The organism is Polaromonas sp. OV174 (assembly GCF_900112285.1).
GTDB lineage: Bacteria > Pseudomonadota > Gammaproteobacteria > Burkholderiales > Burkholderiaceae_C > Polaromonas.
Window position 1 is genome coordinate 34,514 of the sequence record NZ_FOKZ01000001.1, and the last position, 21,361, is coordinate 55,874.

Annotated in this window: 22 protein-coding genes and 1 other RNA gene; 12 read left to right on the plus strand and 11 right to left on the minus strand. The window is 62.0% G+C overall.

Annotated elements, in window-relative coordinates; translation table 11 throughout:
- The first annotated feature begins 1 nt into the window (after nucleotide 1).
- From BM160_RS00165 to rnk, 3 genes are all read left to right on the plus strand, one after another.
- Complete coding sequence (locus BM160_RS00165; protein ID WP_177218864.1) at nucleotides 2-670, plus strand: amino acid ABC transporter permease; 669 nt, start codon at nucleotides 2-4, stop codon at nucleotides 668-670.
- 51 nt (nucleotides 671-721) lie between these two features.
- A complete protein-coding gene (locus tag BM160_RS00170; RefSeq protein WP_091998512.1) occupies nucleotides 722-1,459 on the plus strand; it encodes an amino acid ABC transporter ATP-binding protein in 738 nt (245 codons plus the stop codon).
- A gap of 301 nt (nucleotides 1,460-1,760) precedes the next feature.
- Nucleotides 1,761-2,171 carry a nucleoside diphosphate kinase regulator gene (gene rnk, locus BM160_RS00175; RefSeq protein ID WP_091998514.1) on the plus strand — a complete coding sequence of 137 codons (411 nt, stop codon included), beginning with the start codon at nucleotides 1,761-1,763 and terminating at the stop codon, nucleotides 2,169-2,171.
- Between the two features lie 67 nt (nucleotides 2,172-2,238).
- Here rnk and BM160_RS00180 read toward each other — a convergent pair whose 3' ends face one another.
- Genes BM160_RS00180 through BM160_RS00190 form a run of 3 tightly spaced genes read right to left on the minus strand, consistent with a single transcriptional unit; the run spans nucleotide 2,239 to nucleotide 5,124 of the window.
- Entirely contained in the window at nucleotides 2,239-3,267 is a 1,029-nt protein-coding gene (locus BM160_RS00180) for a DctP family TRAP transporter solute-binding subunit (RefSeq protein ID WP_091998517.1), read from the minus strand.
- 34 nt (nucleotides 3,268-3,301) lie between these two features.
- Nucleotides 3,302-4,600, minus strand: coding sequence for a TRAP transporter large permease (locus BM160_RS00185; RefSeq protein WP_091998521.1), 1,299 nt, complete (start codon nucleotides 4,598-4,600; stop codon nucleotides 3,302-3,304).
- Entirely contained in the window at nucleotides 4,597-5,124 is a 528-nt protein-coding gene (locus BM160_RS00190; RefSeq protein WP_091998524.1) for a TRAP transporter small permease, read from the minus strand. Before BM160_RS00190 ends, BM160_RS00185 begins: the two co-directional genes overlap by 4 nt.
- Nucleotides 5,125-5,327: 203 nt before the next feature.
- On the opposite strand from BM160_RS00190, the gene pyrC reads away from it, so the two are divergent.
- From pyrC to htpX, 4 genes are all read left to right on the plus strand, one after another.
- Nucleotides 5,328-6,389: a dihydroorotase gene (pyrC, locus tag BM160_RS00195; protein WP_091998526.1), complete on the plus strand. Its 1,062-nt coding sequence runs from the start codon at nucleotides 5,328-5,330 to the stop codon at nucleotides 6,387-6,389.
- 9 nt (nucleotides 6,390-6,398) lie between these two features.
- The gene (locus BM160_RS00200) at nucleotides 6,399-7,190 is read left to right on the plus strand and encodes an NYN domain-containing protein (protein WP_091998529.1); all 792 of its coding nucleotides are present in this window, start codon (nucleotides 6,399-6,401) and stop codon (nucleotides 7,188-7,190) included.
- Between the two features lie 17 nt (nucleotides 7,191-7,207).
- Nucleotides 7,208-7,939 carry a DUF3025 domain-containing protein gene (locus BM160_RS00205; protein ID WP_255368484.1) on the plus strand — a complete coding sequence of 244 codons (732 nt, stop codon included), beginning with the start codon at nucleotides 7,208-7,210 and terminating at the stop codon, nucleotides 7,937-7,939.
- Nucleotides 7,940-8,077: 138 nt separating this feature from the next.
- A complete protein-coding gene (htpX, locus tag BM160_RS00210) occupies nucleotides 8,078-8,956 on the plus strand; it encodes a protease HtpX (RefSeq protein WP_091998535.1) in 879 nt (292 codons plus the stop codon).
- A 9-nt stretch (nucleotides 8,957-8,965) separates the two neighbouring features.
- Here htpX and BM160_RS00215 read toward each other — a convergent pair whose 3' ends face one another.
- From BM160_RS00215 to BM160_RS00230, 4 genes are all read right to left on the minus strand, one after another.
- Nucleotides 8,966-9,829, minus strand: a complete 864-nt coding sequence (locus BM160_RS00215; protein ID WP_091999375.1) for a hypothetical protein — start codon at nucleotides 9,827-9,829, stop codon at nucleotides 8,966-8,968.
- Nucleotides 9,830-10,304: 475 nt separating this feature from the next.
- Nucleotides 10,305-11,018, minus strand: a complete 714-nt coding sequence (locus tag BM160_RS00220) for a ProQ/FINO family protein (protein ID WP_091998538.1) — start codon at nucleotides 11,016-11,018, stop codon at nucleotides 10,305-10,307.
- A 12-nt stretch (nucleotides 11,019-11,030) separates the two neighbouring features.
- Nucleotides 11,031-11,654, minus strand: coding sequence for a queuosine precursor transporter (locus tag BM160_RS00225; RefSeq protein WP_091998541.1), 624 nt, complete (start codon nucleotides 11,652-11,654; stop codon nucleotides 11,031-11,033).
- Nucleotides 11,654-13,315: an NAD(P)/FAD-dependent oxidoreductase gene (locus BM160_RS00230; protein ID WP_091998544.1), complete on the minus strand. Its 1,662-nt coding sequence runs from the start codon at nucleotides 13,313-13,315 to the stop codon at nucleotides 11,654-11,656. Before BM160_RS00230 ends, BM160_RS00225 begins: the two co-directional genes overlap by 1 nt.
- An 81-nt stretch (nucleotides 13,316-13,396) precedes the next feature.
- Between BM160_RS00230 and rnpB the strand changes: the two genes are divergently transcribed.
- Nucleotides 13,397-13,750: RNase P RNA component class A (gene rnpB / locus BM160_RS00235), an RNA gene on the plus strand.
- Between the two features lie 29 nt (nucleotides 13,751-13,779).
- Here rnpB and BM160_RS00240 read toward each other — a convergent pair.
- Nucleotides 13,780-14,319, minus strand: coding sequence for an Rrf2 family transcriptional regulator (locus tag BM160_RS00240; RefSeq protein WP_091998546.1), 540 nt, complete (start codon nucleotides 14,317-14,319; stop codon nucleotides 13,780-13,782).
- Nucleotides 14,320-14,476: 157 nt separating this feature from the next.
- Here BM160_RS00240 and nhaR point away from each other — a divergent pair, with 157 nt between their 5' ends.
- On the plus strand, nucleotides 14,477-15,391 hold the full coding sequence (gene nhaR, locus BM160_RS00245) for a transcriptional activator NhaR (RefSeq protein WP_091998549.1): 915 nt from the start codon (nucleotides 14,477-14,479) through the stop codon (nucleotides 15,389-15,391).
- Between the two features lie 27 nt (nucleotides 15,392-15,418).
- On the opposite strand, the gene BM160_RS00250 is transcribed toward nhaR, so the two are convergent.
- The 3 genes from BM160_RS00250 to BM160_RS00260 all read right to left on the minus strand — a co-directional run bounded on the left by BM160_RS00250 (nucleotide 15,419) and on the right by BM160_RS00260 (nucleotide 18,652).
- Entirely contained in the window at nucleotides 15,419-15,934 is a 516-nt protein-coding gene (locus tag BM160_RS00250) for a DUF2127 domain-containing protein (RefSeq protein ID WP_091998552.1), read from the minus strand.
- 44 nt (nucleotides 15,935-15,978) lie between these two features.
- Nucleotides 15,979-16,848: a basic amino acid ABC transporter substrate-binding protein gene (locus BM160_RS00255; protein ID WP_091998557.1), complete on the minus strand. Its 870-nt coding sequence runs from the start codon at nucleotides 16,846-16,848 to the stop codon at nucleotides 15,979-15,981.
- A 169-nt stretch (nucleotides 16,849-17,017) separates the two neighbouring features.
- Nucleotides 17,018-18,652 carry an MBL fold metallo-hydrolase gene (locus BM160_RS00260; protein ID WP_091998560.1) on the minus strand — a complete coding sequence of 545 codons (1,635 nt, stop codon included), beginning with the start codon at nucleotides 18,650-18,652 and terminating at the stop codon, nucleotides 17,018-17,020.
- A gap of 96 nt (nucleotides 18,653-18,748) precedes the next feature.
- On the opposite strand from BM160_RS00260, the gene dapF reads away from it, so the two are divergent.
- From dapF to BM160_RS00275, 3 genes are read left to right on the plus strand one after another with little or no spacing between them, the layout of a single operon-like run.
- Entirely contained in the window at nucleotides 18,749-19,621 is an 873-nt protein-coding gene (gene dapF, locus BM160_RS00265; protein ID WP_091998563.1) for a diaminopimelate epimerase, read from the plus strand.
- 7 nt (nucleotides 19,622-19,628) lie between these two features.
- Nucleotides 19,629-20,315, plus strand: a complete 687-nt coding sequence (locus tag BM160_RS00270) for a DUF484 family protein (RefSeq protein WP_091998565.1) — start codon at nucleotides 19,629-19,631, stop codon at nucleotides 20,313-20,315.
- Between the two features lie 38 nt (nucleotides 20,316-20,353).
- Nucleotides 20,354-21,352 carry a tyrosine recombinase XerC gene (locus BM160_RS00275; RefSeq protein ID WP_091998568.1) on the plus strand — a complete coding sequence of 333 codons (999 nt, stop codon included), beginning with the start codon at nucleotides 20,354-20,356 and terminating at the stop codon, nucleotides 21,350-21,352.
- The last annotated feature ends 9 nt before the right edge of the window (nucleotides 21,353-21,361 follow it).

Consider the following 21,361-nt stretch of genomic DNA (forward strand, 5'->3'; position numbering starts at 1 on the left):
TATGTTGGGACTCGACCTGAGTTTTCTGAACTGGGAGATTCTCTCCAAGTTCGTCATGAATGGCTTCATTTTCAGCATCCAGCTGACGGTGATTGCCACCCTGGGTGGCATTGTGCTCGGTACCTTGCTGGCGCTGATGCGTCTGTCGGGTAAGCGGGTGCTCATGATTCCTGCGACGATTTACGTCAATGGCATGCGCTCCATTCCGCTGGTGATGGTGATTTTGTGGTTTTTCCTGCTGGTGCCAACCATCATTGGTAAACCGATTGGTGCCGAGCTCTCGGCCACAATTACCTTTGTGGCCTTTGAGGCGGCCTACTTCAGCGAAATCATGCGGGCCGGCATCCAGTCGATTTCGCGTGGCCAAGTAAATGCCGGACGTGCCTTGGGCATGACCTATGGTCAGAACATGCGGCTGATCATTCTGCCGCAAGCCTTTCGCAACATGATACCGGTGTTGCTGACGCAAACCATCATCCTGTTCCAGGACACCTCGCTGGTTTATGCCATTGGGGCTTATGACTTGCTCAAGGGCTTTACAACGGCGGGCAAGATTTACGGCCGGCCCGAAGAGGCCTATTTGCTGGCAGCGGTGGTTTATTTCGTGATGTGCTATGGCTTGTCCTTCATGGTCAAACAGCTGCAGCGCAGGACCGCCATCATTCGCTGAGAATTTTTTTACAAAATCCGATAAGTCACCGAGAGCAGACTGGAGAAGAAGATGATTGAGTTGAAAGAAGTTTCCAAATGGTATGGCGATGTGCAGGTTCTCAACAACTGCACGACTCGCATCCAGAAGGGCGAAGTGGTGGTGGTTTGCGGACCCTCAGGTTCCGGTAAATCGACGCTGATCAAGACCATCAATGCGCTGGAGCCTTTCCAGAAGGGCAAGATTTTTGTCGATGGCCAGGCGGTGCATGACCCCAAAACCGATCTGCCCAAGCTGCGCAGCCGAGTCGGCATGGTGTTCCAGAACTTCGAGCTGTTTCCACACCTGAGCGTGACCGAAAATTTGACGCTGGCGCAGGTCAAAGTGCTGGGACGCAAGCCTGATGAGGCCAAGGCGCATGGCTTGAAGTACCTCGATCGTGTGGGCCTGATGGCACACAAGGACAAGTTCCCAGGCCAACTGTCGGGTGGGCAGCAGCAGCGCGTGGCGATTGCCCGGGCTTTGAGCATGGATCCGATTGCCATGCTGTTCGATGAGCCGACCTCCGCACTCGATCCCGAAATGGTCGGCGAGGTGCTCGACTGCATGATGGGTCTGGCGCTGGAAGGCATGACCATGATGGTGGTCACGCATGAAATGGGCTTTGCCAAAAAAGTGGGCAGTCGCGTGATCTTTATGGACGTGGGTGGCCGGATTCTGGAAGACTGCTCCAAAGATGAGTTTTTCAGCCACCCTGAAAATCGCAAGCCTCGCACCAAAGAGTTCCTGAACAAGATTCTTCAGCACTGATAGGGGCAGCAGCGTGGGGCTTTAGCCCCTTCGCTCAGGCTCGGTGGTAGTATTGGCTCTCATGCCAACCACTTTGACATCCATTTCGTATGCCAATACCGATACGGCCCTTGCGGCCGTGGCGGTTTTTGCGCGCGCGGGATGCCCACTGCAGTGGCCGCATCAGCCGGTGGCACATTCCTGAGCCCGGCGATCCCTCACCCTTTCTTTCTATAGCGCTTCTCACTGGATCACCGGGCCTTGCATTTCACGCTGGCTAACCGGTAAGCCTGTTCCGGGTTTTTGATTCAGGAGATTATTCATGGCGACTTCCCCATCCTCTACACGCGTTCTGACCGAGCTCGATCACATTCGCATCAGCAACCTGTTGAAGCAGCCCGGCATGGCATTTGCCGACGAGCTGGAGTCGGTGATCGATGCTGCCGAACTGATTTCTTCCTACGAGGTGCCATCTCAACTGGTGACCATGAATTCCCAAGTGCGGATTGCGGACGGAAAAACAGGCGAAGAGCGTACCCTCACTCTTTGTTACCCTCAGGAAGCCGATCCCAATACAGGGCATGTGTCGGTGCTGTCACCGGTGGGAACGAGTTTGCTGGGACTCAGCGAAGGTCAGCTTGCGCGTTGGGCAACGCCTAACGGTAGCGAGGCATCGGCAAAAATTCTCAAGGTTGTTTTTCAACCGGAAGAAAGCGGAGACTACCTGCGGTAGTGAGGTGTTGCCGGATTCGAGCAAAAAAAAGCCCCGAATTCGGGGCTTTTTGCATTGGGGAGGAAGCTTATTTTTTGCGTGCCGCAATCGCTTTTTCGGCCGCCGTTACCAGTGGGGCTCCGATTTGGTTTTTCCACTTGTCATAGATAGGGCGAGTCGCCTTGACGAAGGCTTCGCGCTCCTGCGGACTCAATTGGGTCACGGTCACGCCGTGGCTGGCAATTTCCTTGAGTAATGGACGGTCGGCTTCGGCCAGGCCTTTGCGGGCAATGGCAATTTCCTGCTTGCCGGCATCAACGGCGGCCTGCTTCACGATGGCCCGGTCGGCTTCCGTCCAGGAGGCCCAGATATCCTTGTTGACCACAAAGATCAAAGGATCAGACACATAGCCCCACATCGTCACATGTTTTTGCGCCATGGTGTGCAGCTTGGCGGCGGTGTAAATCGCCATAGGATTTTCCTGTCCGTCCACCGCGCTGGTGGCCAGCGCCGGCTGCGCATCAGCCCAGCTCATCTGGGTCGGATTGGCACCCAATGCCGTGAAGGTGTCCAGGAACAGGGGTGAGCCGACGACACGGATCTTCAAGCCCTTGAGGTCTTCCGGCTTCTTGATGGCCAGCTTGGAATTGCTGATTTCGCGGTAGCCATTTTCACCCCAGGCCAGAGGCATGACGCCGGCCTTGTCGATGATCTTGAAGATGTCCTTGCCCACTTCACCCTGGGTCAGTGCATCCATGGCAGCGTAGTCGGGGAACAGAAAAGGCAGGGAGAAAAGGTTGAGTTCCTTGACCTGCGGAGACCAGTTGATGGTCGAGCCGACAGCCATGTCAATCACGCCCTGGCGGATGGCGCTGAATTCACGTGTCTGGTCGCCCTGGATCAGCGAGACGCCGGGGTAGAGCTTGATGTTGATGCGGCCCTGGGTACGCTCGCGCACCAGGTTGGCCCAGATTTCACCGCCCTTGCCCCAGGGAAAAGCGGGGCCCAGTACCAGCGACATCTTGTACTCGGGCTTGTAGGTTTGCGCCGGTGCGGCGGCCGTGAAGACCAGTGCGGTGGCGGCCAGGGCCAGGCCCAGGACGGTTTTGAATTTCATGACGAGAGTCTCCTTGGTAAAAAACAGTTTGCGCTCAGTAGCCCAGCTTGCGCGGCAGCCACAGGGCCAGTTCGGGAAAGGCAATCACGGCGACCAGCACCAGGAACATGGCGGCCAACATCCAGACGACCCAGCGCACGGTTTCTTCCATGCGCACATTGGCAATCCGGCAGGACACCATCAGGTTCACCGCCAGTGGCGGCGTGAACTGGCCCAGTGCTACCTTTAGGGTCAGGATGACGCCAAACCACACCAGATCCCAGTGGTAATACTGGGCAATCGGCAGCAGGATGGGGACGAAGATCAGGAAGATGGAGACACCGTCGAGGAACATGCCGACGATGATGAGCATCAGGATCAGCAGCGACAAAATGCCATATTCGCCCAGCCCTGAGTTGACGATGGCGTGCGTCAGCGGATCAATGATGCCCAGCGTGTTCAGTGAGTAGGCAAAGATGCCGGCCAGCGAGACCACCAGCAAGATCACGGCCGACAACTCGCCCGATTCACGCAGGATGGGGAACAGGTCGCGAATCGAGATGGTGCGGTGAATCACCATGCCGACAAACAAACCGTAAAACACCGCCACCACCGCCGCTTCTGTGGGTGTGAACCAGCCGGCGCGCATGCCGCCCAGAATCAGTACCGGCGCGGCCAGGCCCCAGACCGCATCGCGAAAGCTGGCCCAGAAGGGTGGGCGCGGCATGCTCGCTTCCAATGCGCCCATCTTGTGTTTGCGCGAGAGCCAGACGGCAGGCACGATCAGCGCCAGACCGGCCAGGATGCCCGGAATCATGCCGGCGGCAAACAATGCAGGCACCGACGCGCCCGGCACCAGCACCGAATACACAATAAAAGCCACCGAGGGTGGAATCAGGATATCGGTGGCCGCCGCGGCGCCCACCACGCTGGCCGAAAACGCCGCCGGATAACCGGCACGGTTCATGGCGGCAATCATCACGCCACCGACGGCCGCCGCACAGGCCGGGCCGGAGCCCGAAATGCCGCCCAGAAACATGGCGACCGCAATGGCCACCAGCGGCAGCATGCCGGGGCCGCGGCCGACGATGGCGACGGCAAAGTTGACCAACCGCAGGGCCACGCCGGAGCGATCAAAAATCGAGCCGACCAGCACGAACATGGGAATTGCCAGCAGCGGGTACTTGCCCAAGCCGGCGTAAAAATTCTGCGGCACCGCCAGCAGACCAAACCACTGGGCGTCGACGTTGGCCAGCGCAATGGCAGTGGCACCGGCCAGGCCGAGCGCCGCGCCAATGGGTACGCCCAGCAGCATCATGGCGATAAACGCCACAAACAAAAGAGTGGCGATCATGAGCGGCGTCCGCGGCGAATGAAGAGACCGGCGGCGCGCAATGCGATGCCTATGGAGAGTATGGGCAGCCAGATGGAATACCACCATTGCGGCACGCCAATGCCCGGCGAGGTTTCGCCAAAGCGGTAGTCGTCCCACACCAACCGCATGCTGAGCACGCCAATCAGCGTAAACAGCAAGGCGACCAGTACGGCGCCAAAGCGGGATAGCGCCCGGCGCCTGGCCATGGAGCCGCTGTCGGAGAAGTATTCGATGCGGATATGCCGGTCACGCGCCACGGCGGCCGAGCTGCCAACCAGCGCCAGCACGATCATCAGGAAGACCGAAAACTCTTCGGTCCAGGCAAAGGACTGGTTGGTGAAATAACGGGCAATGACATTGGCAAAGGTGATCAGCGCCAACACACCCATGACGATGACGGTCAGCCAGTCTTCAATCTTGAGTGGCACCTTGACGGCTTCATCGGCCTCGGCAGGCGTAGGTGAGGTATCTGGCGTAGGACCAGCGGGAGAGGGGAAAGACATGGAGATGGGCGCTGGTAGGGTTGAATAAGCGTTCGCCGCGCCGTCTGGGCTGCTGTGGGAGGGCTGCCGTTGGCGGTCTTGCGGGGCGCTCTGTATCCTAGCTTGAGAACATCGGCTTTGGCATCGGGACTTTCCTTATGCGCGTGGGGAAATGACGGGCGGCGGCCAGCAGTACAGCCGTCGCCGGTGCGACAATTCAAGGCATGACTTCAGCCACTCAAACCTCTGCCGCCACCCTGACTCTGACCCGCCCGGACGATTGGCACTTGCATGTGCGCGATGGCGACGCCCTGCAGACCGTGGTGCCGCATACCGCCGCGCAGTTTGGACGCGCCATCATCATGCCGAATCTGCGCCCGCCGGTGACCACCGCGGCCCAGGCCGTAGCCTATCGCGAACGCATCCAGGCCGCCGTGCCGGCAGGCGTGCAGTTCGAGCCGCTGATGACGCTGTACCTCACCGATAACCTGGCCGTAGACGAGATCAAGCGGGCCAAGGACGCCGGCGTTGTGGCCGCCAAGCTCTACCCGGCTGGCGCCACCACCAATAGCGATGCCGGTGTCACGGACTTGCGCAAGACTTACAAGACGCTGGAAGCGATGCAGCGCGAAGGCCTGCTGCTGCTGGTGCATGGTGAAGTGACCTCGCCCGACATCGACCTGTTTGACCGTGAGGCGGTGTTCATAGACACCCAGCTGATGCCGCTGCGCCGTGATTTCCCCGAGCTCAAGATCGTCTTCGAGCACATCACGACCAAAGAGGCCGCGCAATATGTGCGCGACACCGATGGCTTCACGGGCGCCACCATCACCGCCCACCACCTGCTGTACAACCGCAACGCCATCTTTATCGGCGGCATCCGGCCGCACTACTATTGCCTGCCGGTGCTCAAGCGCGAGACGCATCGCGTGGCTTTGGTCGAGGCCGCCACCAGCGGCAATGCAAAGTTCTTTCTGGGGACCGACAGCGCCCCACATCCGGCCCACCTCAAGGAGCATGCCTCGGGCTGTGCCGGCTGCTATACCGCGCATGCAGCCATGGAGCTGTACGCCGAGGCCTTCGATGCGGCGGGCGCGCTCGACCAGCTGGAGGCCTTTGCCAGTTTCAACGGCGCCGATTTTTACGGCCTGCCGCGTAACCAGGGCAGCATCACCTTGAAGAAGGAAAGCTGGCTGCCGCCCGAGAGTTTTGCCTTTGGTGAGGGCGAGCTGAAACCCCTTCGCAGCGGAGAATCGCTGCCCTGGAAACTGGTCGACGCCCGCTAAGGAGTTCCCATGGACCGCAAGCCCCGTGTCGCCCTGTTGATCGATGCCGACAATTCTCCGGCCTCCAAGATCGACCTGATCCTCAATGAGCTGTCGACGTTTGGTGAAACCAATATTCGCCGCGCCTACGGCAACTGGAAAAAGAACGAGCTCAAGGGCTGGGAGGAGGTTTTGCACGAGCATGCCATCCGCCCTATGCAGCAGTTTGACTACACCAAGGGCAAGAACGCCAGTGACATGGCGATGGTGATAGACGCCCTGGAGCTGCTCTACACCGACCGGCCCGACGCTTTCGGCATCGTCTCGTCCGACGCCGACTTCACCCCGTTGGTGATGCATTTGCGTGCCAAGGGCGCTGCAGTCTACGGCTTTGGCGCGCAGAAAACACCCGAGCCCTTTGTCAACGCCTGCTCACGGTTTTTGTTCCTGGACAAGTTGCGGCCCATGGCCTCCGGTGATGCGCCATCCGGTGGCCGGGACGAGACGAGTGAGGCCAGTGAGGTGGACGAAGCGATCGCCGCCACGCCCTTGCGCGCCTCACCGACGCAGCTCAAGCAGGATGCCCGGCTGGTCCAGCTGCTGCGCAATGCGGTCCAGGCGGCCGCCGACGATGAGGGCTGGGCGCGGGTCGGCGCGGTGGGCACCCAGATCGCCAACCAGGCCTCGTTTGACCACCGCAACTACGGCTATGCCACGCTGACCAAGCTGCTGGTGGCGACCCAGCTTTTTGACATCGCGGACGAAGGCAAATCCACGGTGATGGTGCGCGACAAAAGGCAGTCCCGGCCTTCCCGGAATTGATGCATCCCGCTGCGCCGATGCCCCTGTTGCCGGTCGACTGGGATCAGCCCTGGCTGAATCCCTGGCGCGAATCCGGGCAACGCGTGGCGCAAGCCGTCGCGGCCGGTGCGCCGCTGCATGACGCGCTCAACGGTGAACTGGCTGCGCCGCTGCGCTTTGTGTCGCAAAGTGCACTGCCGCCCGGCGAGGCCTACGAAAGCTATATCTTCAATAAGGCGCAATGCCCGACCCGTGAAGGTCTCCACGACTTTTTCAACGGCCTGTGCTGGATGCGCTTTCCCCAGACCAAGACCCGGCTCAATCAGCTACAGGCTGCCGAGATCGCTGCTGCTGGCGTGACCGCCTTGCGTGGCCCGGTGCGCGACGCGCTCACGGTGTTCGATGAAAACGCGGCCTTGCTGTCCGCGCCGCAGCCGCTGTGGGATGCCTTGATTGCTCGGGACTGGCAGCGGCTGTTCATCGATCTGCGCCCACTCTGGCCGCAGGCCCGACTCGTGCTGTTTGGACATGCCTTGCTGGAAAAGCTGGTTTGTCCACGAAAACCGATCACAGCCCATGTGTACCGGGCGCAAGAAGCTATTGATTCAATAGCAAACCTGGATGCCTGGCTGGCCGCCGACTTGAGTGCCGACAAGCTTGCCGCCAAGCCGTTTACGCCCTTGCCGGTATTGGGCGTGCCCGGTTGGTGGGCAGAAAACGAGAACTTTTCCTTTTATGATGATTCCCTTGTATTTCGTCCGCGCCGATAAATAAAAGCAGCCAAGATCCCGTCGACCGGTTGAGCCGCATCAATCAGAGTGACTTGATTTGGCTCGATAAATCCCCATTTTCTGCAAAGAGTAACTTTCACTGCGGCCTTGAGCCGACGGTGATTCCACGGAGAATTCATGAAACGCATTATTTTGTTTTTGCTGACCAACATTGCTGTGGTGGCCGTGCTGGGCATTGTGGCCAGCTTGCTGGGGGTCAACCGCTACCTGACGGCCAATGGCCTGAACTTGAGCGCGCTGCTGGGCTTTGCGCTGATCATGGGTTTTGGTGGCGCGATTATTTCGCTGCTGATCAGCAAGCCTGTGGCCAAGTGGAGTTCTGGTGTGCGCGTCATCAACCAAGCCCAGAACGCTGACGAAGCCTGGATTGTTGAAACCGTGCGCAAGCTGGCCGACAAGGCGCAGATCGGCATGCCCGAGGTCGGCATTTTCGAGGGCGCACCGAATGCCTTTGCGACCGGTGCTTTCAAGAACTCCTCGCTGGTGGCCGTATCCACCGGTTTGCTCCAAGGCATGACGCGGGAAGAAATTGAAGCGGTGATTGCCCATGAAGTGGCCCACATTGCCAATGGTGACATGGTCACCATGACCTTGATTCAAGGCGTGATGAATACCTTCGTGGTGTTTTTGTCGCGGGTGATCGGCTATGCGGTCGACAGCTTTTTGCGCCGTGGCGACGACCGCTCTTCAGGCCCCGGTATTGGTTATTACGTCAGCACCATCGTGCTCGATATCGTGCTGGGTTTTGCCGCCGCCATCGTGGTGGCCTGGTTCTCGCGTCATCGTGAGTTTCGTGCCGATGCCGGCGCCGCGCAATTGATGGGTCGCAAGCAGCCCATGATGAACGCCCTGGCTCGCCTGGGCGGTATGCAGCCCGGCGAATTGCCCAAGACCGTGGAGGCCATGGGCATCACTGGCGGGATGGGTAAATTGTTTGCCACCCATCCGCCGATTGAAGAGCGCATCGCAGCGCTGCAAAGCTCGACAGAGCGCTGATTCGGCGCCTTACTTCACGAGCTGGCCGCTGGCGACTTCGATCGCCGAGCCGTCGGCCAGATTGATGCGGTAGATTTCGCGCGTCACATTGCCCGAGAAAGCCAGCTCGACGATGGAGACATTGTTGAAGGTGGTGTTGATGCCATCGGGCAGCACTTTGTTGAAGTCGTCGGCGACCTGCTTCATGGACGCTTGCAGTGCCGGGGTGAAGGGCGTCATGCTGTAGACCAGCGTGTTGTGCGGATTGTGGCTGCGCAGCTCTTTGCCATCCTTGACGACGTTGACGCCGCTCACTCCCACCGTTTGCACCAGCTCCTTGCCGGCATCGCCCATCTTGGCGTACACCGGACCGGTGACGCGCGGCAGCGGGCCGTCGCGCAGCGGGGCGAACGCGGCCGTAGCCGCGGTGTTAAAGGCCATCATGTCCTCGAAGCCCTGGCCGCTTTTGACAATGCCCAGATCCAGCCACCAGGGGCGGCCGGCATCCTTGGCGGCCTCCGTGGTGTAAAAGGTTTTGAGGGTGAGCTTGATGGGCTGGGGTGGCTTGGGCAGCGCCTTGAGCATCTTCAACGCTGTCGCGGGATCGGCACTGTGAATGTGAACGACGGTGACGTGGGGAAGGTTGAAGGTCTGAGCCTCGGCCTGCAGGCCCAGACGCAGCAAGTGCTGATTCAGCGGGTCGTTGATTTTTGCGTCAAGCACGGTGGTCACATCCGCCGGCAGGCGATACACCAGTCCATAGGTGGTTTTGTGTTCCCGAAAGCTGGTTTTGGCCAGGGAGCTGTTGTCTATGGCTGGCGTCGTCGCGCTACAAGCCGTCAGCAAGAGCATTGATAGTGCAGCGATGGGGAGCAAGCAGTTTCTTCGAATCATTTCAACTCCAATCAGTGAAAAAAAGAACTCAGACACATTCATGGCAGACCCGGTCTGCCGCCTCGCTAAGCCCTAAAGGCTGTGGGGCACAAGGATAGGAGGGCGGTGAGAGATGGTCAACTCATGCGGATCTGGCCACGAAGCGCGCTTGGGATGATCCGCCGGCGGCGGGTGCCCCCAGTTTTATGGCTCCATCCGCGAACGGGTTTGGCCTTGAAATGGCCATGTGTCCTGGGCGAGTTCCTAGCATCTCCGCGTTTCGTGTCATGCGCATGACACGCGTTTTTCCGCCACAGTCCATGGTCAAACGGCAGTTTTTTGTGAGGGCCGAGAACGCCTGCGGCGCGGCAGGCCGCGTGAGGCCAAGGTTTGAGCTGGGTGAAAAAAGCCGGCGTCAATCAGGCGCCGGCTTTTTCAGAGGGATTGCGGCACCAGTCCGTTGACCAAGCCTGGCCTACGGCGCCGCGGAGATGGTTTAAGCCGATTGTGAGGCTTGCGCCCGTGCCAGCGTGTGGGCCACTTCGTCGGGATTCATGCCGTACATGTCGGCAAACTCGGCCGCCGTTTTTCCGCTGGCCTCGAAGGCCTTGAGCAAGGCTTCACGTTTGGCCGCTTCCTTGGCGAGTTCGGAGAAGGCCATCTCCAGCAGCTCGTTGGAGGCTTCACCCTGGGTTCTGATTTGCAGCGTGTAGTCTTCGCGGCTCAGGCCAGAGGCCTCAATCGCCGTCATCAACTGGGCCAGCACATAGGGGCGCAGGTCGGCGTTGGAGCGTGCCTGGCGCCGGCGGAACACTTCCATGATGGCGTAGTGCACATGCTCGGGTGCCACGGGCTCGACCGCTTGGCCTTGCAGGTCATGACGGGGATGGCCGGCGGCCACGCTTTCGAGGTAGCGGGTGGAGCGGGCATGCAGGCCCAGTGCGATTTTCAGTTCGTCGCGCTTGAACAGTTCGGGGTGCTGCGCCAGCAAGTCCTGGAACACGCCCAGCTTGAGCGGCAGGAATTGAGCGCCAAACATGGTGGGGTAGAGCTCGAACAGCTGCTGCAGAACCGGGTGAACCTGCTGCTGTTGCTTGGCACGGGGCTGGTGTTGTGCCTGCCTGCGGCGGCGTGGGGCTGCGCCCTCTCGTGCGCGACCTGGTGCGTCATCGGGTGCGTTGGCAGGATTTGGGGTTGCGGTGTCGGTCATCGGTCGGTGCTATCAGGTTGAGTTTCGGGCTGTCGGGTAGGGTGGGCCCGCCAGCAGGTTTGAAGCCAGGGGCGAAGTATCCACTATCCCTGAGGTGGGGTGAGGGGCTGGTGAGTAGGAGCGGCCTATCAGCAGGCGAAAGGGCAGCAGCATCAGTACGCCGACGCCCAGCTTGACCGCCAGATCGCCGGCGGCCCAGCTGAGCCAGGGCGCCTCGACGCCGGCAAAGGCAATGCTCCAGAAAATGACGGTGTCCAAGGTTGCCGCCAGTAGCGTGGCAACCAGCGGTGCGCGCCACCAGCGGCCTTGACGCAGGCGGTTGAAAACCTGGATGTCCAGCAGTTGCGAGGCGATGAAGGCCAGGCCCGAGGCTGCGGCAATGCGTGCCGGAGCCAGCAGCAACGAGGCCAGTGCCGCCACCGCGAAGCCGACCCAGGCCACGCGCCGCGCCATGGCCGGGCCGAAGCGACGATTGACCAGATCGCTCACGAGGTAGGCCGCCGGGTAGCTGAAGGCGCCCCAAGTCAGCCAGTCGTTGATGGCGAACTGCACCAGAATGTTGGACGTCAACACCACCCCGGCCATGGCCAGGATGGCCACGGCAAGGCGGCCGGCCGAAGGAGGAGTCAAAACCATCAGACCGTGGCCGTTCGCTGCTGTTCGGCCGTCTGCAACAGGCTGCGGGCTACGGCCTCTGCCACCTTGATGCCATCGACCCCGGCGGACAAAATACCACCGGCATAGCTGGCGCCTTCGCCCGCAGGGTAAAGACCGCGCACATTCAGACTTTGCAGGTCCTCGCCGCGACTCATCTTGATCGGCGAGGAGGTGCGTGTTTCCACGCCTGTCAGGACCGCATCGTGGGAGTCAAAGCCCTTGATCTTGCGTCCAAAGGCCGGGAAGGCTTCGCGCATGGCTGCAATCGCATAGTCGGGCAGGGCAGTCGACAAGTCGCCAAGGGTGACGCCGGGTTTGTAAGAGGGGGTGATGCTGCCCAGCGTGGTGGACGGACGCCCGGCCACAAAGTCGCCGACCAGCTGGCCGGGCGCCTGGTAGTTGCTTCCGCCCAGCACATAGGCATGGGATTCGAGCTGGCGCTGCAGCGCGATGCCGGCCAGCGGGTCACCGGGATAGTCGCGCGGGTCTATGCCCACCACGATGCCGGCATTGGCATTGCGTTCGTTGCGCGAATACTGGCTCATGCCATTGGTCACCACGCGGCCGGCCTCGGAAGTGGCTGCCACCACGGTGCCGCCCGGGCACATGCAAAAGCTGTAGACCGAACGCCCGTTGCTGGCGTGGTGCACCAGTTTGTATTCGGCCGCACCCAGCGACGGATGGCCGGCATGGCGGCCCCAGCGCGCGCGGTCTATCAGGCCTTGCGGGTGCTCGACCCGAAAGCCGATGGAAAAAGGCTTGGCTTCCACATACACGCCGCGCGCATGCAGCATGGCGAAGGTGTCGCGTGAGCTGTGGCCCAGGGCCAGCACCACCTGATCGGCACGCAGCTCGTGGGTCTGGCCGCTGGCCTGGTCCAGCACCGTGAGTCCGCGTATGTGCTTGCCGCCTGGCCCTTCTTCAATCAGCACGTCAGTCACACGCTGTTCAAAGCGGATTTCGCCGCCCAGCGCGATGATTTGCTCGCGCAGGTTTTCCACCACCTTGACCAGCTTGAAGGTGCCGATGTGCGGGTGCGCTTCGTAAAGGATATCCGCGGGCGCGCCGGCCTTGACGAACTCATTCATCACCTTGCGGCCCAGATGACGCGGGTCCTTGATCTGGCTGTAGAGCTTGCCGTCAGAGAAGGTCCCGGCGCCGCCCTCGCCAAACTGCACGTTGGATTCCGGGTTCAGCACGTTCTTGCGCCACAGGCCCCAGGTGTCCTTGGTACGCTGGCGCACGGGCTTGCCGCGCTCCAGCACGATGGGCTTGAAGCCCATTTGTGCCAGCAGCAGGGCGGCAAAAATGCCGCAGGGACCGAAACCTATGACCACCGGGCGCAGTGGCAACGCTGCCGGAGCCTGTCCCACCGGGTGGTAGGCCATGTCGGGGCTTGGCATGATGTGCGGCTTTTCGGCATGCCGGGCCAGCACTGCGGCTTCCTGGCTGGCGTCGGCCAGCGTGACGTCGACGATGTAGACCTGCAGCAGCTCGGCCTTGCGGGCGTCGAAGCTGCGCTTGTGCACGTGAACAGTCTGTAGGTCGGCGGCGGCCAGGCCCAGGGTCTGGGCCACGAGGGCAGGGAGGGCGTCTTCCGCGTGGGCTAGTGGAAGTTTGAGTTCTGTCAGTCGAATCATGAGGGCTCGTGTTGATCAAGCAACCCGGCATTTTAAAGGGCTGGATTCCGGCGCCCCGGTCTCGGGGATAATAGCCCCCGTGAAGCCTGCCAGACCGCCGCTGGTGCAATCTTGGAAACAAGGCACTGGAGGAACGTCCGGACTGCACAGGACAGCGTAGGAGGTAACACCTCTCCACTGAAAGCCGCAAGGTATAAGGTGAGGATTAGAGCAACAGAGACGAGCCGATTCAGTTCGGGTGAAACGGGCAATCTCTACGCGCAGCAATACCAAATAGGCCAGCGTTGATGTGGTTCCGCGGAGCTGGCGGGTAGGTAGCACCGAGCCGGGTGGGCGACCCCCGGCCCAGATTAATGGCGGTCACACCGGGCCAGCCTTGCTTTCGGGCAAGGCTGGCCCGGCGCACAGAATCCGGCTTATCGGCGGGCTTCACACTTTTTTCTTGACCCAGGCAGGCCCTGGGTTCAGCGGCTCGCCAGCAGGGAGCCTCCCAGTGCAAACACCGAATTGGGCGCCGTGGTGCGCACCGGTTTCAGCTTGGGCGCGGCGTAGACCCCGCGTTTGCCTGGGCGGGCCTCGATGGTCACCCCCTTGGCGCGCTGCTCGCTCGCCAGTTGGCGCAGGTTGATGGACTGCATGTGCTCGACCATCTTGGCGTTCAGGTTCGCCCACAATTCCTGTGTCATCCACTCGCCAGCGGTTTTTTCCTGTGAACGGGGGCTTTCTTCCTTGCCCGGCGCATCGCCCTGGGATTCCACGGCCGCGACGATGTTGGCCACGGAAATAGTCTCTGCGGCCCGACCCAGGCAGTAGCCGCCGCCGGGGCCCCGGGTACTTTCCACCAGACCGCATTGGCGCAGTTTGCTGAACAGCTGTTCAAGGTAGGACAGCGAGATCTGATGGCGCAGCCCAATGTCTGCCAGCGAGACCGGTCCGGCATTGCCCTGCAGAGCAATATCGATCATTGCGGTGACTGAAAAACGGCTTTTGGTGCTTAAACGCATGTCAATTCTCCTTCTGCCAAAAATGACGTGATAAAGCCAACTATAGATGGCTTAATACTTCGTGTAAATTCGTATTTAAGATTGATTTATTTCGAAAAATACGATGTATTTGATGGGCGTCAGAAAATTCTTCGGACATCGCTATGGGAACTGAACCGTGAACTTCAAGCATTTGCATTATTTTTGGGCCACCGCCAAGGCCGGTGGCATCGTGCGCGCCGGTGAGCAACTGCACACCACGCCCCAGACCCTGTCGGGGCAGATCAAACTCCTGGAGGCTTGGCTGGGGCGCAAGCTGTTTCGCAAAAGCGGGCGCCAGCTTGAGTTGACCGAGGACGGGCGGCTGGCGCTGGGTTATGCCGACCAGATATTCACCTTAGGGGCGGAAATGGAGAGCGCCCTGCGGCGCTCGCGTGGTGGCCAGAGCGTGCTGAACTTTCGCGTTGGCGTGGCCGATTCAGTGGCCAAGTCCGTGGTCTACCGGCTGCTGGAGCCCGCTTTGGCTGTGAGTGAGCCGGTCCGGCTGATTTGCAGCGAGGGCAAGTTCCCTGATTTGCTGGCCCAATTGGCGCTGCACAGGCTGGATCTGGTGATGGCCGATGAGCCCATGTCGGGTCGCATCAGCATCAAAGCCTTCAACCACGCCCTGGGCAGCACGCCCATGAGTTTTTTCTGCACGCCGTCGCTCAAGGCCGAGCTCAAGGGCGATTTCCCCGCATGCCTGAACGACGCGCCCATGCTGATTCAGGGCGCCTCCTCATCGGTGCGCACGCAACTCGAAAGCTGGCTTGCCAAGCACCAGATTCATCCCCGCGTCATTGGCGAGTTTGACGACGGTGCGCTGATGAAGGCTTTTGGCCGCGAGGGCCGGGGTGTGTTCATGTCGGCCAGCGTGCTCGAGGCCGAGACGGTGGCGCAGTATGGGGTGGAAGTGATAGGCCGTAGCGACGAGATGGTGGAGGATTTCTTTGCCGTGTCGGTGGAGCGGCGCATCACCCACCCCTGCGTAGCGGCCATCACCCTGGCAGCTCGGGGGCAGCTGCTGCATAGCCAGAGCCGCCGCGGTGTCTGAAAACTCTCATGCTTGCCAGCAGGCGCTTCACCGGCTGTTCGGCGGGTTCTGCCCCTGCGCGGCCGGTGGGCGGTGTGGCCGGCGCCGCCACAGCTGAAACAACAAAAAGCCCACCACCAGCAGATTGGCCAGCAATACCGCGGCATTGATCAGCGTGGTGCGGTGCAGCAGGTGGCCGGCTTCCAGCGGCAGATACAGCGCCCCCGAAAGCGCTCCCAGCCATTCAGCCCAGATTTTCTCTTGCCACAATCCCCAGGCTTCCAAGAGACGCAGGGCTATGTAGCCCAACGCCAGCGGTGCCAGCGTGCGCAGGTTGATGGCCTGGAGCATGTCGGCATAGTGCAATAGCAGGCTGGGATAGTGCGTCTGGGGATCGAGGTGAAAGTGCCAAAGCAAGGCCAGGGCCAGCTTGTGCACATCGTGGTGCAGCAAATCCAGCAGGCCTATGCCGGCTGCCAGCGCTGCCAGGCCTTTCACTGCCTCGAACACTGCGATGGTGCGCAGGACACGCCGGCGTGCATTCAGGTGCTGCGGGCCTGTCATGGGTCGCTTGGCGCCGTCTCACTCGATCGGCGTGTTCTATGGCTTTACTTGGATGCGGCAGTGGCCGGGGCTGGTGCAAGCGCTGGCGTTGGCGCGGCGCCGAAATACTTGGTGTAGATCTGCGCGTAGCCGCCGTCGGCCTTGATGTCGGCCAGGCCCTTGTTGAGTTTGGCCAGCAACTCGGCGTTGCCTTTTTTCACCGCGATGCCGTATTGCTCGGAAGCAAAGCTGCTGTCGCTGACGGTCTTGAATTTCGAGTCGCTGTTGTTGTTCACATAGTTCACGATGACGCCGTTGTCGGCCACTACGGCATCCACGCCGCCGGCTTCCAGCTCCTTGAGCGCTAGCGGGGTGGATTCAAAACGCTTGATATTGGCGCTGTCCTTGCCTTGCAGCTTGGCGACGACTTCATCGCCGGTGGTGCCGTTCTGCACGCCGACCTTGAGCTTTTTCAGGTCGGTGAATTTGCTGATCTTTGAATCCTTTTTCACGGCGATCAGTTGTTGGGCATCGAAGTAGGGCTCGGAGAAATCCAGGGTTTGCTTGCGCTCGTCGGTAATGGTGATGGCCGACACCAGCAGGTCGCGGTCGCCTTGCGCGACCGAGTTGAAAATGCCTTCCCAGGGCGTGTTGATGAATTTCACTTCCATGCCGGCCTTTTGGGCGATGGCCTTGACCACCTCAATGTCGAAGCCGACGATCTCGCCTTTTTCGTTTTGCAACTCAAACGGTGCATAGGCGGCGTCGGTGCCCACCACATACACCCGGGCTGCCGGCGCGGGGGCGGATGCGGCGGGCGCGGGCGCACTCGCGGACGGGGCCGCTGGCTCCTGCTTGCCGCAGGCCGCCAGCACCAGGCCGGCCAGCAACATGCCGGTGGTCTGAAGAAAATGTCGGGTCGATAGGGAGTGCATGAAATACCTCGGCGATGTTGAAGTGAATGCTTGGCATGACCCCGGTCCAGACGGGCCGGGACGGCCAGGTTCATGAAGCTGTGAGAAAAAAGTATAAGCCCGGCTGGCGATGGGCTTGCCTGATAGAAACCCTTTGCGCTGGCCGCGGCCTGTTTGCCAGCCGGCAGCCTCAGTCTGCGCCCTGCATGAGCAAAATGCGATCCACATGCGCCTGCAGGGAGCGCCGGGCGACCGGCCACAGCTGCCGGGGCGTGTCCTCGTAAACCAGCGCCAGCCAGTCGTCGAGTGTGCCGTCGGGGCTGGCCTGCATGGCCGCCGCGACCTTGGCTTCGCGTTTGAGGCGGTGCGCCTTGAGTTGCGCAATGGCTTGCTGCGCGGCGCCCAGCGCGTAGCCATGGGCCGGCAGTATGAAGTCGACCTGATGCTCGTCGCAGGCCGCGTTCAAGGCGTCCAGTGAATCGAGGTAGGCGCTCATTTCGCCATCGGGCGGGCTGATCACCGTGGTGCTGCCGTTCAGGATATGGTCGCCAGAGAACAGCAAGCCGTCTTCCAGCAGCAGCAGGCAGAGGTGGTTGGCCGCATGGCCGGGTGTGAAAATCACCTTCAAAGTGTGCTCCAGCCCTTTGCTGGTAATCGTAAGTAGCTCCTTGTTTGATAGCACTCTGTCCGGCGTGAACTGTGCGTCGGCGCGCGCCGTGGCGGCGGAAGGCAGGCCCAGTATGGGCGGGCGGTTGGCGCACAGCGCCTGCAGCGGCCTGGCGCCGGGGGAGTGGTCGGGGTGCGAATGGGTGCAGACAATTGCTGCTATGCGCCCGCCAGTGGCCGCGTACAGACGCTGGATGTGGCCGGCGTCGTCCGGGCCGGGGTCTATCACGATGTAGCCGCTGTCGGCATCGCCCACGATGTAGCTGTTGGTGCCCGGCCCGGTCATCATGCCGGGGTTGGGCGCGGTCAGGCGCCTGAGGTTTTTCAGCAGCGCCACCGGTTGCGCCGTTTGCCAGTCGAGCGCATGGACGATCTGGCCGTCGGGACAGGTCAGCGTCAGTTCGCCATAAGGCGCCTCGTGCTCCATGTAACGCGCCTCTTTGCCGCCCAGCAGGCCGGCGCGCGGGCAGGAGGTCCAGAGCGGCAGCTCGCTTGCGCAAGCTCGCAGCACCGCGTCAACGTCGGCGTAATGCTGTAGCCGCTCCAGCGTGCGTATGGTCGGGAAGATGATGAAGAAGTTGCCGGCCTGGTGCCGCGCCAGCGCCTCGGCCGGGCGTACCCAGACCGGCTCGAACTGCTCGGCCTCGTCGGCCACCGGGCTCTGGCCCTCGGGCATGCGCGCCACCAGAAAGGGCACGTCAAAGCGGCGCGACAAATCGCGGTCGGTGACCCAGTGGGCCAACACAAACACCTGATCGCCGGCCAGCGTCAGGCCGCGGGCCTGGCACTGGGCCGCGAACGGCGCCTGGCGATCCAGCGCTGCGATGTCTGCCGTGCTGGCGTAACTGCCATCGGCATGGCGCGCCAGCAGCACGCCCAGCTCCTCAAAGCTTTCGCGAATGGCGGCGATGGCCTGCGTCAGGTGCAAGTCGCTCTGGCTGGCGCGGCGGGTGGACTGCGCATGCGCCGCGGCGTCCGTCGCATCAATGCCGCCGCCCGGAAAGACATAGGCGCCAGGCGCGAAGCTGGCCGTCATGGAGCGCCGCGTCATCAGCACTTCAATGCCCTGGGCCGTGTCGCGCAGCAGCAGCACGGTGGCCGCGGGGCGAGTGGGAGCAGGCTCGCGCTGGGGGTATAGGAGTTGGGAGGTTCTGGTCATGAAGAATAATTATGGCGATAAGTTTGGCGGGCTGCTTTTTGGGGCCAGGGGCAGCCAGATTGAATCGGCTGGTTGGGCTACGCGGATAATCCCCTGATGCGAATCCGATTTACCAAAATGCAGGGCGCGGGCAACGATTTCGTGATGCTCGACGAAACCCGCGCGCCGCTGGGCCTGACGACGGCGCAGTACCGTTTTCTGGCCGACCGCCACTTCGGCGTTGGCGCCGACCAGATTCTGTCGGTGCGGCCTTCGCCGGCGCCAGGCATAGACTTTGAATATGTGATCCACAACGCCGACGGCGGCGAGGTCGAGCAATGCGGCAATGGCGCGCGCTGCTTTGTGCGTTTTGTGCGCGAGCAGGGGCTCACCAGCAAGGACGCGGTCAGGGTCAAGACCCTGGGCGGCGTGATCGAGCCGCGCATGCAGCTTGACGGCCGCGTCACGGTGGACATGGGCGCGCCGGTGTTCGAACTGGCGCGCATTCCCTTTGATGCTGCCGGGATCACGCCGCAAACCGCAGCTTCATGGGAAAAATGGCCGCTAGCCCTTGATGGGTGTGCGCAAGGCGCTCCTCTTTTTGTAGCTGTTCTGTCCATGGGCAATCCCCACGCGGTGCAGCTGGTGGCCGACGTTGACACGGCGCCGGTGCTGCAGACCGGCCCGCTGATCGAGAACCATGTGCGCTTTCCAAGGCGCGTCAATGCCGGCTTCATGCAGGTGGTGTCGCGCGGCCAGATCCGGCTTAGGGTCTACGAACGCGGCGCCGGCGAAACCCTGGCTTGCGGCACCGGCGCCTGCGCGGCGGTGGTGGCGGGGATTCGGCTGGGCCTGCTGGATACGCGCGTCGATGTGCTGACGCGCGGCGGCCAGCTGACGATTGAATGGAGCGGCGAACTCGATGCCCCGGTCATGATGACCGGCCCGGCGACCACGGTGTTTCAAGCCGAGATCGATATTCCTGAATAATGCCGACATGAATCCCACTGAAAACCCCATCACCGAAGACGACATCGCCAACTTCCTGGCCAACACCCCCGATTTTTTTGAACGCCATGCGGAGCTGCTGGCTTCGGTGCAACTCTCGGGCGGCCACGGCAACCGGGCCGTCAGCCTGCAAGAGCGCCAGGCCAGCATGCTGCGCGAGAAGATCAAGGGACTGGAGACCCGGGTGGTCGACATGATTCGCCACGGCCAGGAGAACGTGACGATCGCCGCGAAGATGCAGGGCTGGACCCGCAAGCTGCTGCAGACGGCGCAGGCGCGCGAGCTGCCTGGTGCCATCGTGCAGGGGCTGACCAGCGAGTTCCAGATTCCGCAGGCGGCCATCAAGGTCTGGGGCGTGAATGGCATTTTTTCGGATGAAGGTTTTGCCAGCGGCGTCAGCAGCGATGTGCAGGCTTTCGCCTCCTCATTGAGTACGCCTTACTGCGGTGTCAACTCCGGCTTTGAAGCCGTCCAATGGCTGCCCGAGCCCGAGCTGGCCTTGTCGCTGGCGCTGGTGCCACTGCGCGCCGCCGGTTTGCCTATGGTTGGCCTGCTGGTGCTGGCATCAACCGACCCCCAGCGGTTTCATGAGGGCATGGGCACCGATTTTCTGGAGCAGCTGGGCGAGCTGGCCGGCGCAGCGCTGTCGCGCTTGCGTACGCAGGCGTCCGTCTGATTCTGGTCGGCCGCGCCAGCCTGCCAACGCATACTGCCATGACGCTATCCCCAGCGCCTGCCTGCGAGCCAGATCCGCTGGTGCTGCGCTATCTGGTGCATGTGCGAGTGGAGAAACGCCTGGCCGAGCGCACGGTGGTGCTGTACACGCTGGACTTGCAAAGGCTGCAAGCCCATGCCAGCGCGGCCGGTTTGGCGCTGACGGCGGTGCAGAGCAGCCAGCTGCGGCGCTGGGTGGCGCAAATGCACAGCGGCGGCCGCAGTGGCCGCGGCATTGCGCTGATCCTGTCGGGCTGGCGCGGTTTTTACACCTGGCTGGGCCGCGAAGGACTGGTGGTGGGCAACCCGGTGCGGGATGTGCGTGCACCCAAAGCCGCCAAGCCCCTGCCCAAAGCCTTGAGCGTGGACGAGGCGGTTCAGCTGGCCAGCTATCAGGCCGCTGGCGACGCGGCAGATCCGACGCTGGAAGCGCGCGACCAGTGCATCACCGAGCTGCTGTACGGCTGCGGGCTGCGCATAGGCGAGCTGGTCGGGCTGGATTTGCAGGCCAGCGCGCAGGCGCGTGGCTGGATCGATCTGGACGCCGCCGAGGCCCATGTGCTGGGCAAGGGCCAGAAGCGGCGCAGCGTGCCGGTAGGCCGCGCCGCCATGCAGGCCTTGCAGCGCTGGCTGGCGCTGCGCCAGCACTGGGCCGGCGCTGAGCCGGCGGGGCGGACGGCGCTGTTCATAGGCCAGCGCGGCACCCGGCTGACGCCGCAACACATACGCCTGCGCCTGAAGCAGCGCTCGCTACAGGCCGGCCTGGCGACGCCGGTGCATCCGCACATGCTGCGCCATTCCTTTGCCAGCCATGTGCTGCAGTCCAGCGGTGATTTGCGCGCGGTGCAGGAGTTGCTGGGCCACGCCAACATCACCAGCACGCAGGTCTACACGCGGCTCGATTTTCAGCATCTGGCCAAGGTCTATGACGCGGCCCATCCACGGGCGCTGTCGGCCGAGCCGACCGACAGCACGCCCAAATCCAAATCCGGCGGCTAGCAGCGCTGC

Excerpts from the sequence above, each read along its gene's own strand:
- htpX (WP_091998535.1), top strand. The coding sequence starts at position 8,078 with ATGAAACGCATTATTTTGTTTTTGCTGACCAACATTGCTGTGGTGGCC.
- BM160_RS00230 (WP_091998544.1), bottom strand. The coding sequence starts at position 13,315 with ATGATTCGACTGACAGAACTCAAACTTCCACTAGCCCACGCGGAAGAC.
- BM160_RS00170 (WP_091998512.1), top strand. The coding sequence starts at position 722 with ATGATTGAGTTGAAAGAAGTTTCCAAATGGTATGGCGATGTGCAGGTT.
- pyrC (WP_091998526.1), top strand. The coding sequence starts at position 5,328 with ATGACTTCAGCCACTCAAACCTCTGCCGCCACCCTGACTCTGACCCGC.
- BM160_RS00255 (WP_091998557.1), bottom strand. The coding sequence starts at position 16,848 with ATGCACTCCCTATCGACCCGACATTTTCTTCAGACCACCGGCATGTTG.
- BM160_RS00225 (WP_091998541.1), bottom strand. The coding sequence starts at position 11,654 with ATGGTTTTGACTCCTCCTTCGGCCGGCCGCCTTGCCGTGGCCATCCTG.
- BM160_RS00180 (WP_091998517.1), bottom strand. The coding sequence starts at position 3,267 with ATGAAATTCAAAACCGTCCTGGGCCTGGCCCTGGCCGCCACCGCACTG.
- BM160_RS00185 (WP_091998521.1), bottom strand. The coding sequence starts at position 4,600 with ATGATCGCCACTCTTTTGTTTGTGGCGTTTATCGCCATGATGCTGCTG.
- BM160_RS00200 (WP_091998529.1), top strand. The coding sequence starts at position 6,399 with ATGGACCGCAAGCCCCGTGTCGCCCTGTTGATCGATGCCGACAATTCT.
- rnk (WP_091998514.1), top strand. The coding sequence starts at position 1,761 with ATGGCGACTTCCCCATCCTCTACACGCGTTCTGACCGAGCTCGATCAC.
- BM160_RS00190 (WP_091998524.1), bottom strand. The coding sequence starts at position 5,124 with ATGTCTTTCCCCTCTCCCGCTGGTCCTACGCCAGATACCTCACCTACG.
- BM160_RS00165 (WP_177218864.1), top strand. The coding sequence starts at position 2 with ATGTTGGGACTCGACCTGAGTTTTCTGAACTGGGAGATTCTCTCCAAG.
- BM160_RS00220 (WP_091998538.1), bottom strand. The coding sequence starts at position 11,018 with ATGACCGACACCGCAACCCCAAATCCTGCCAACGCACCCGATGACGCA.
- BM160_RS00260 (WP_091998560.1), bottom strand. The coding sequence starts at position 18,652 with ATGACCAGAACCTCCCAACTCCTATACCCCCAGCGCGAGCCTGCTCCC.
- BM160_RS00240 (WP_091998546.1), bottom strand. The coding sequence starts at position 14,319 with ATGCGTTTAAGCACCAAAAGCCGTTTTTCAGTCACCGCAATGATCGAT.
- BM160_RS00250 (WP_091998552.1), bottom strand. The coding sequence starts at position 15,934 with ATGACAGGCCCGCAGCACCTGAATGCACGCCGGCGTGTCCTGCGCACC.
- BM160_RS00275 (WP_091998568.1), top strand. The coding sequence starts at position 20,354 with ATGACGCTATCCCCAGCGCCTGCCTGCGAGCCAGATCCGCTGGTGCTG.
- BM160_RS00205 (WP_255368484.1), top strand. The coding sequence starts at position 7,208 with ATGCCCCTGTTGCCGGTCGACTGGGATCAGCCCTGGCTGAATCCCTGG.
- BM160_RS00270 (WP_091998565.1), top strand. The coding sequence starts at position 19,629 with ATGAATCCCACTGAAAACCCCATCACCGAAGACGACATCGCCAACTTC.
- BM160_RS00215 (WP_091999375.1), bottom strand. The coding sequence starts at position 9,829 with ATGATTCGAAGAAACTGCTTGCTCCCCATCGCTGCACTATCAATGCTC.
- dapF (WP_091998563.1), top strand. The coding sequence starts at position 18,749 with ATGCGAATCCGATTTACCAAAATGCAGGGCGCGGGCAACGATTTCGTG.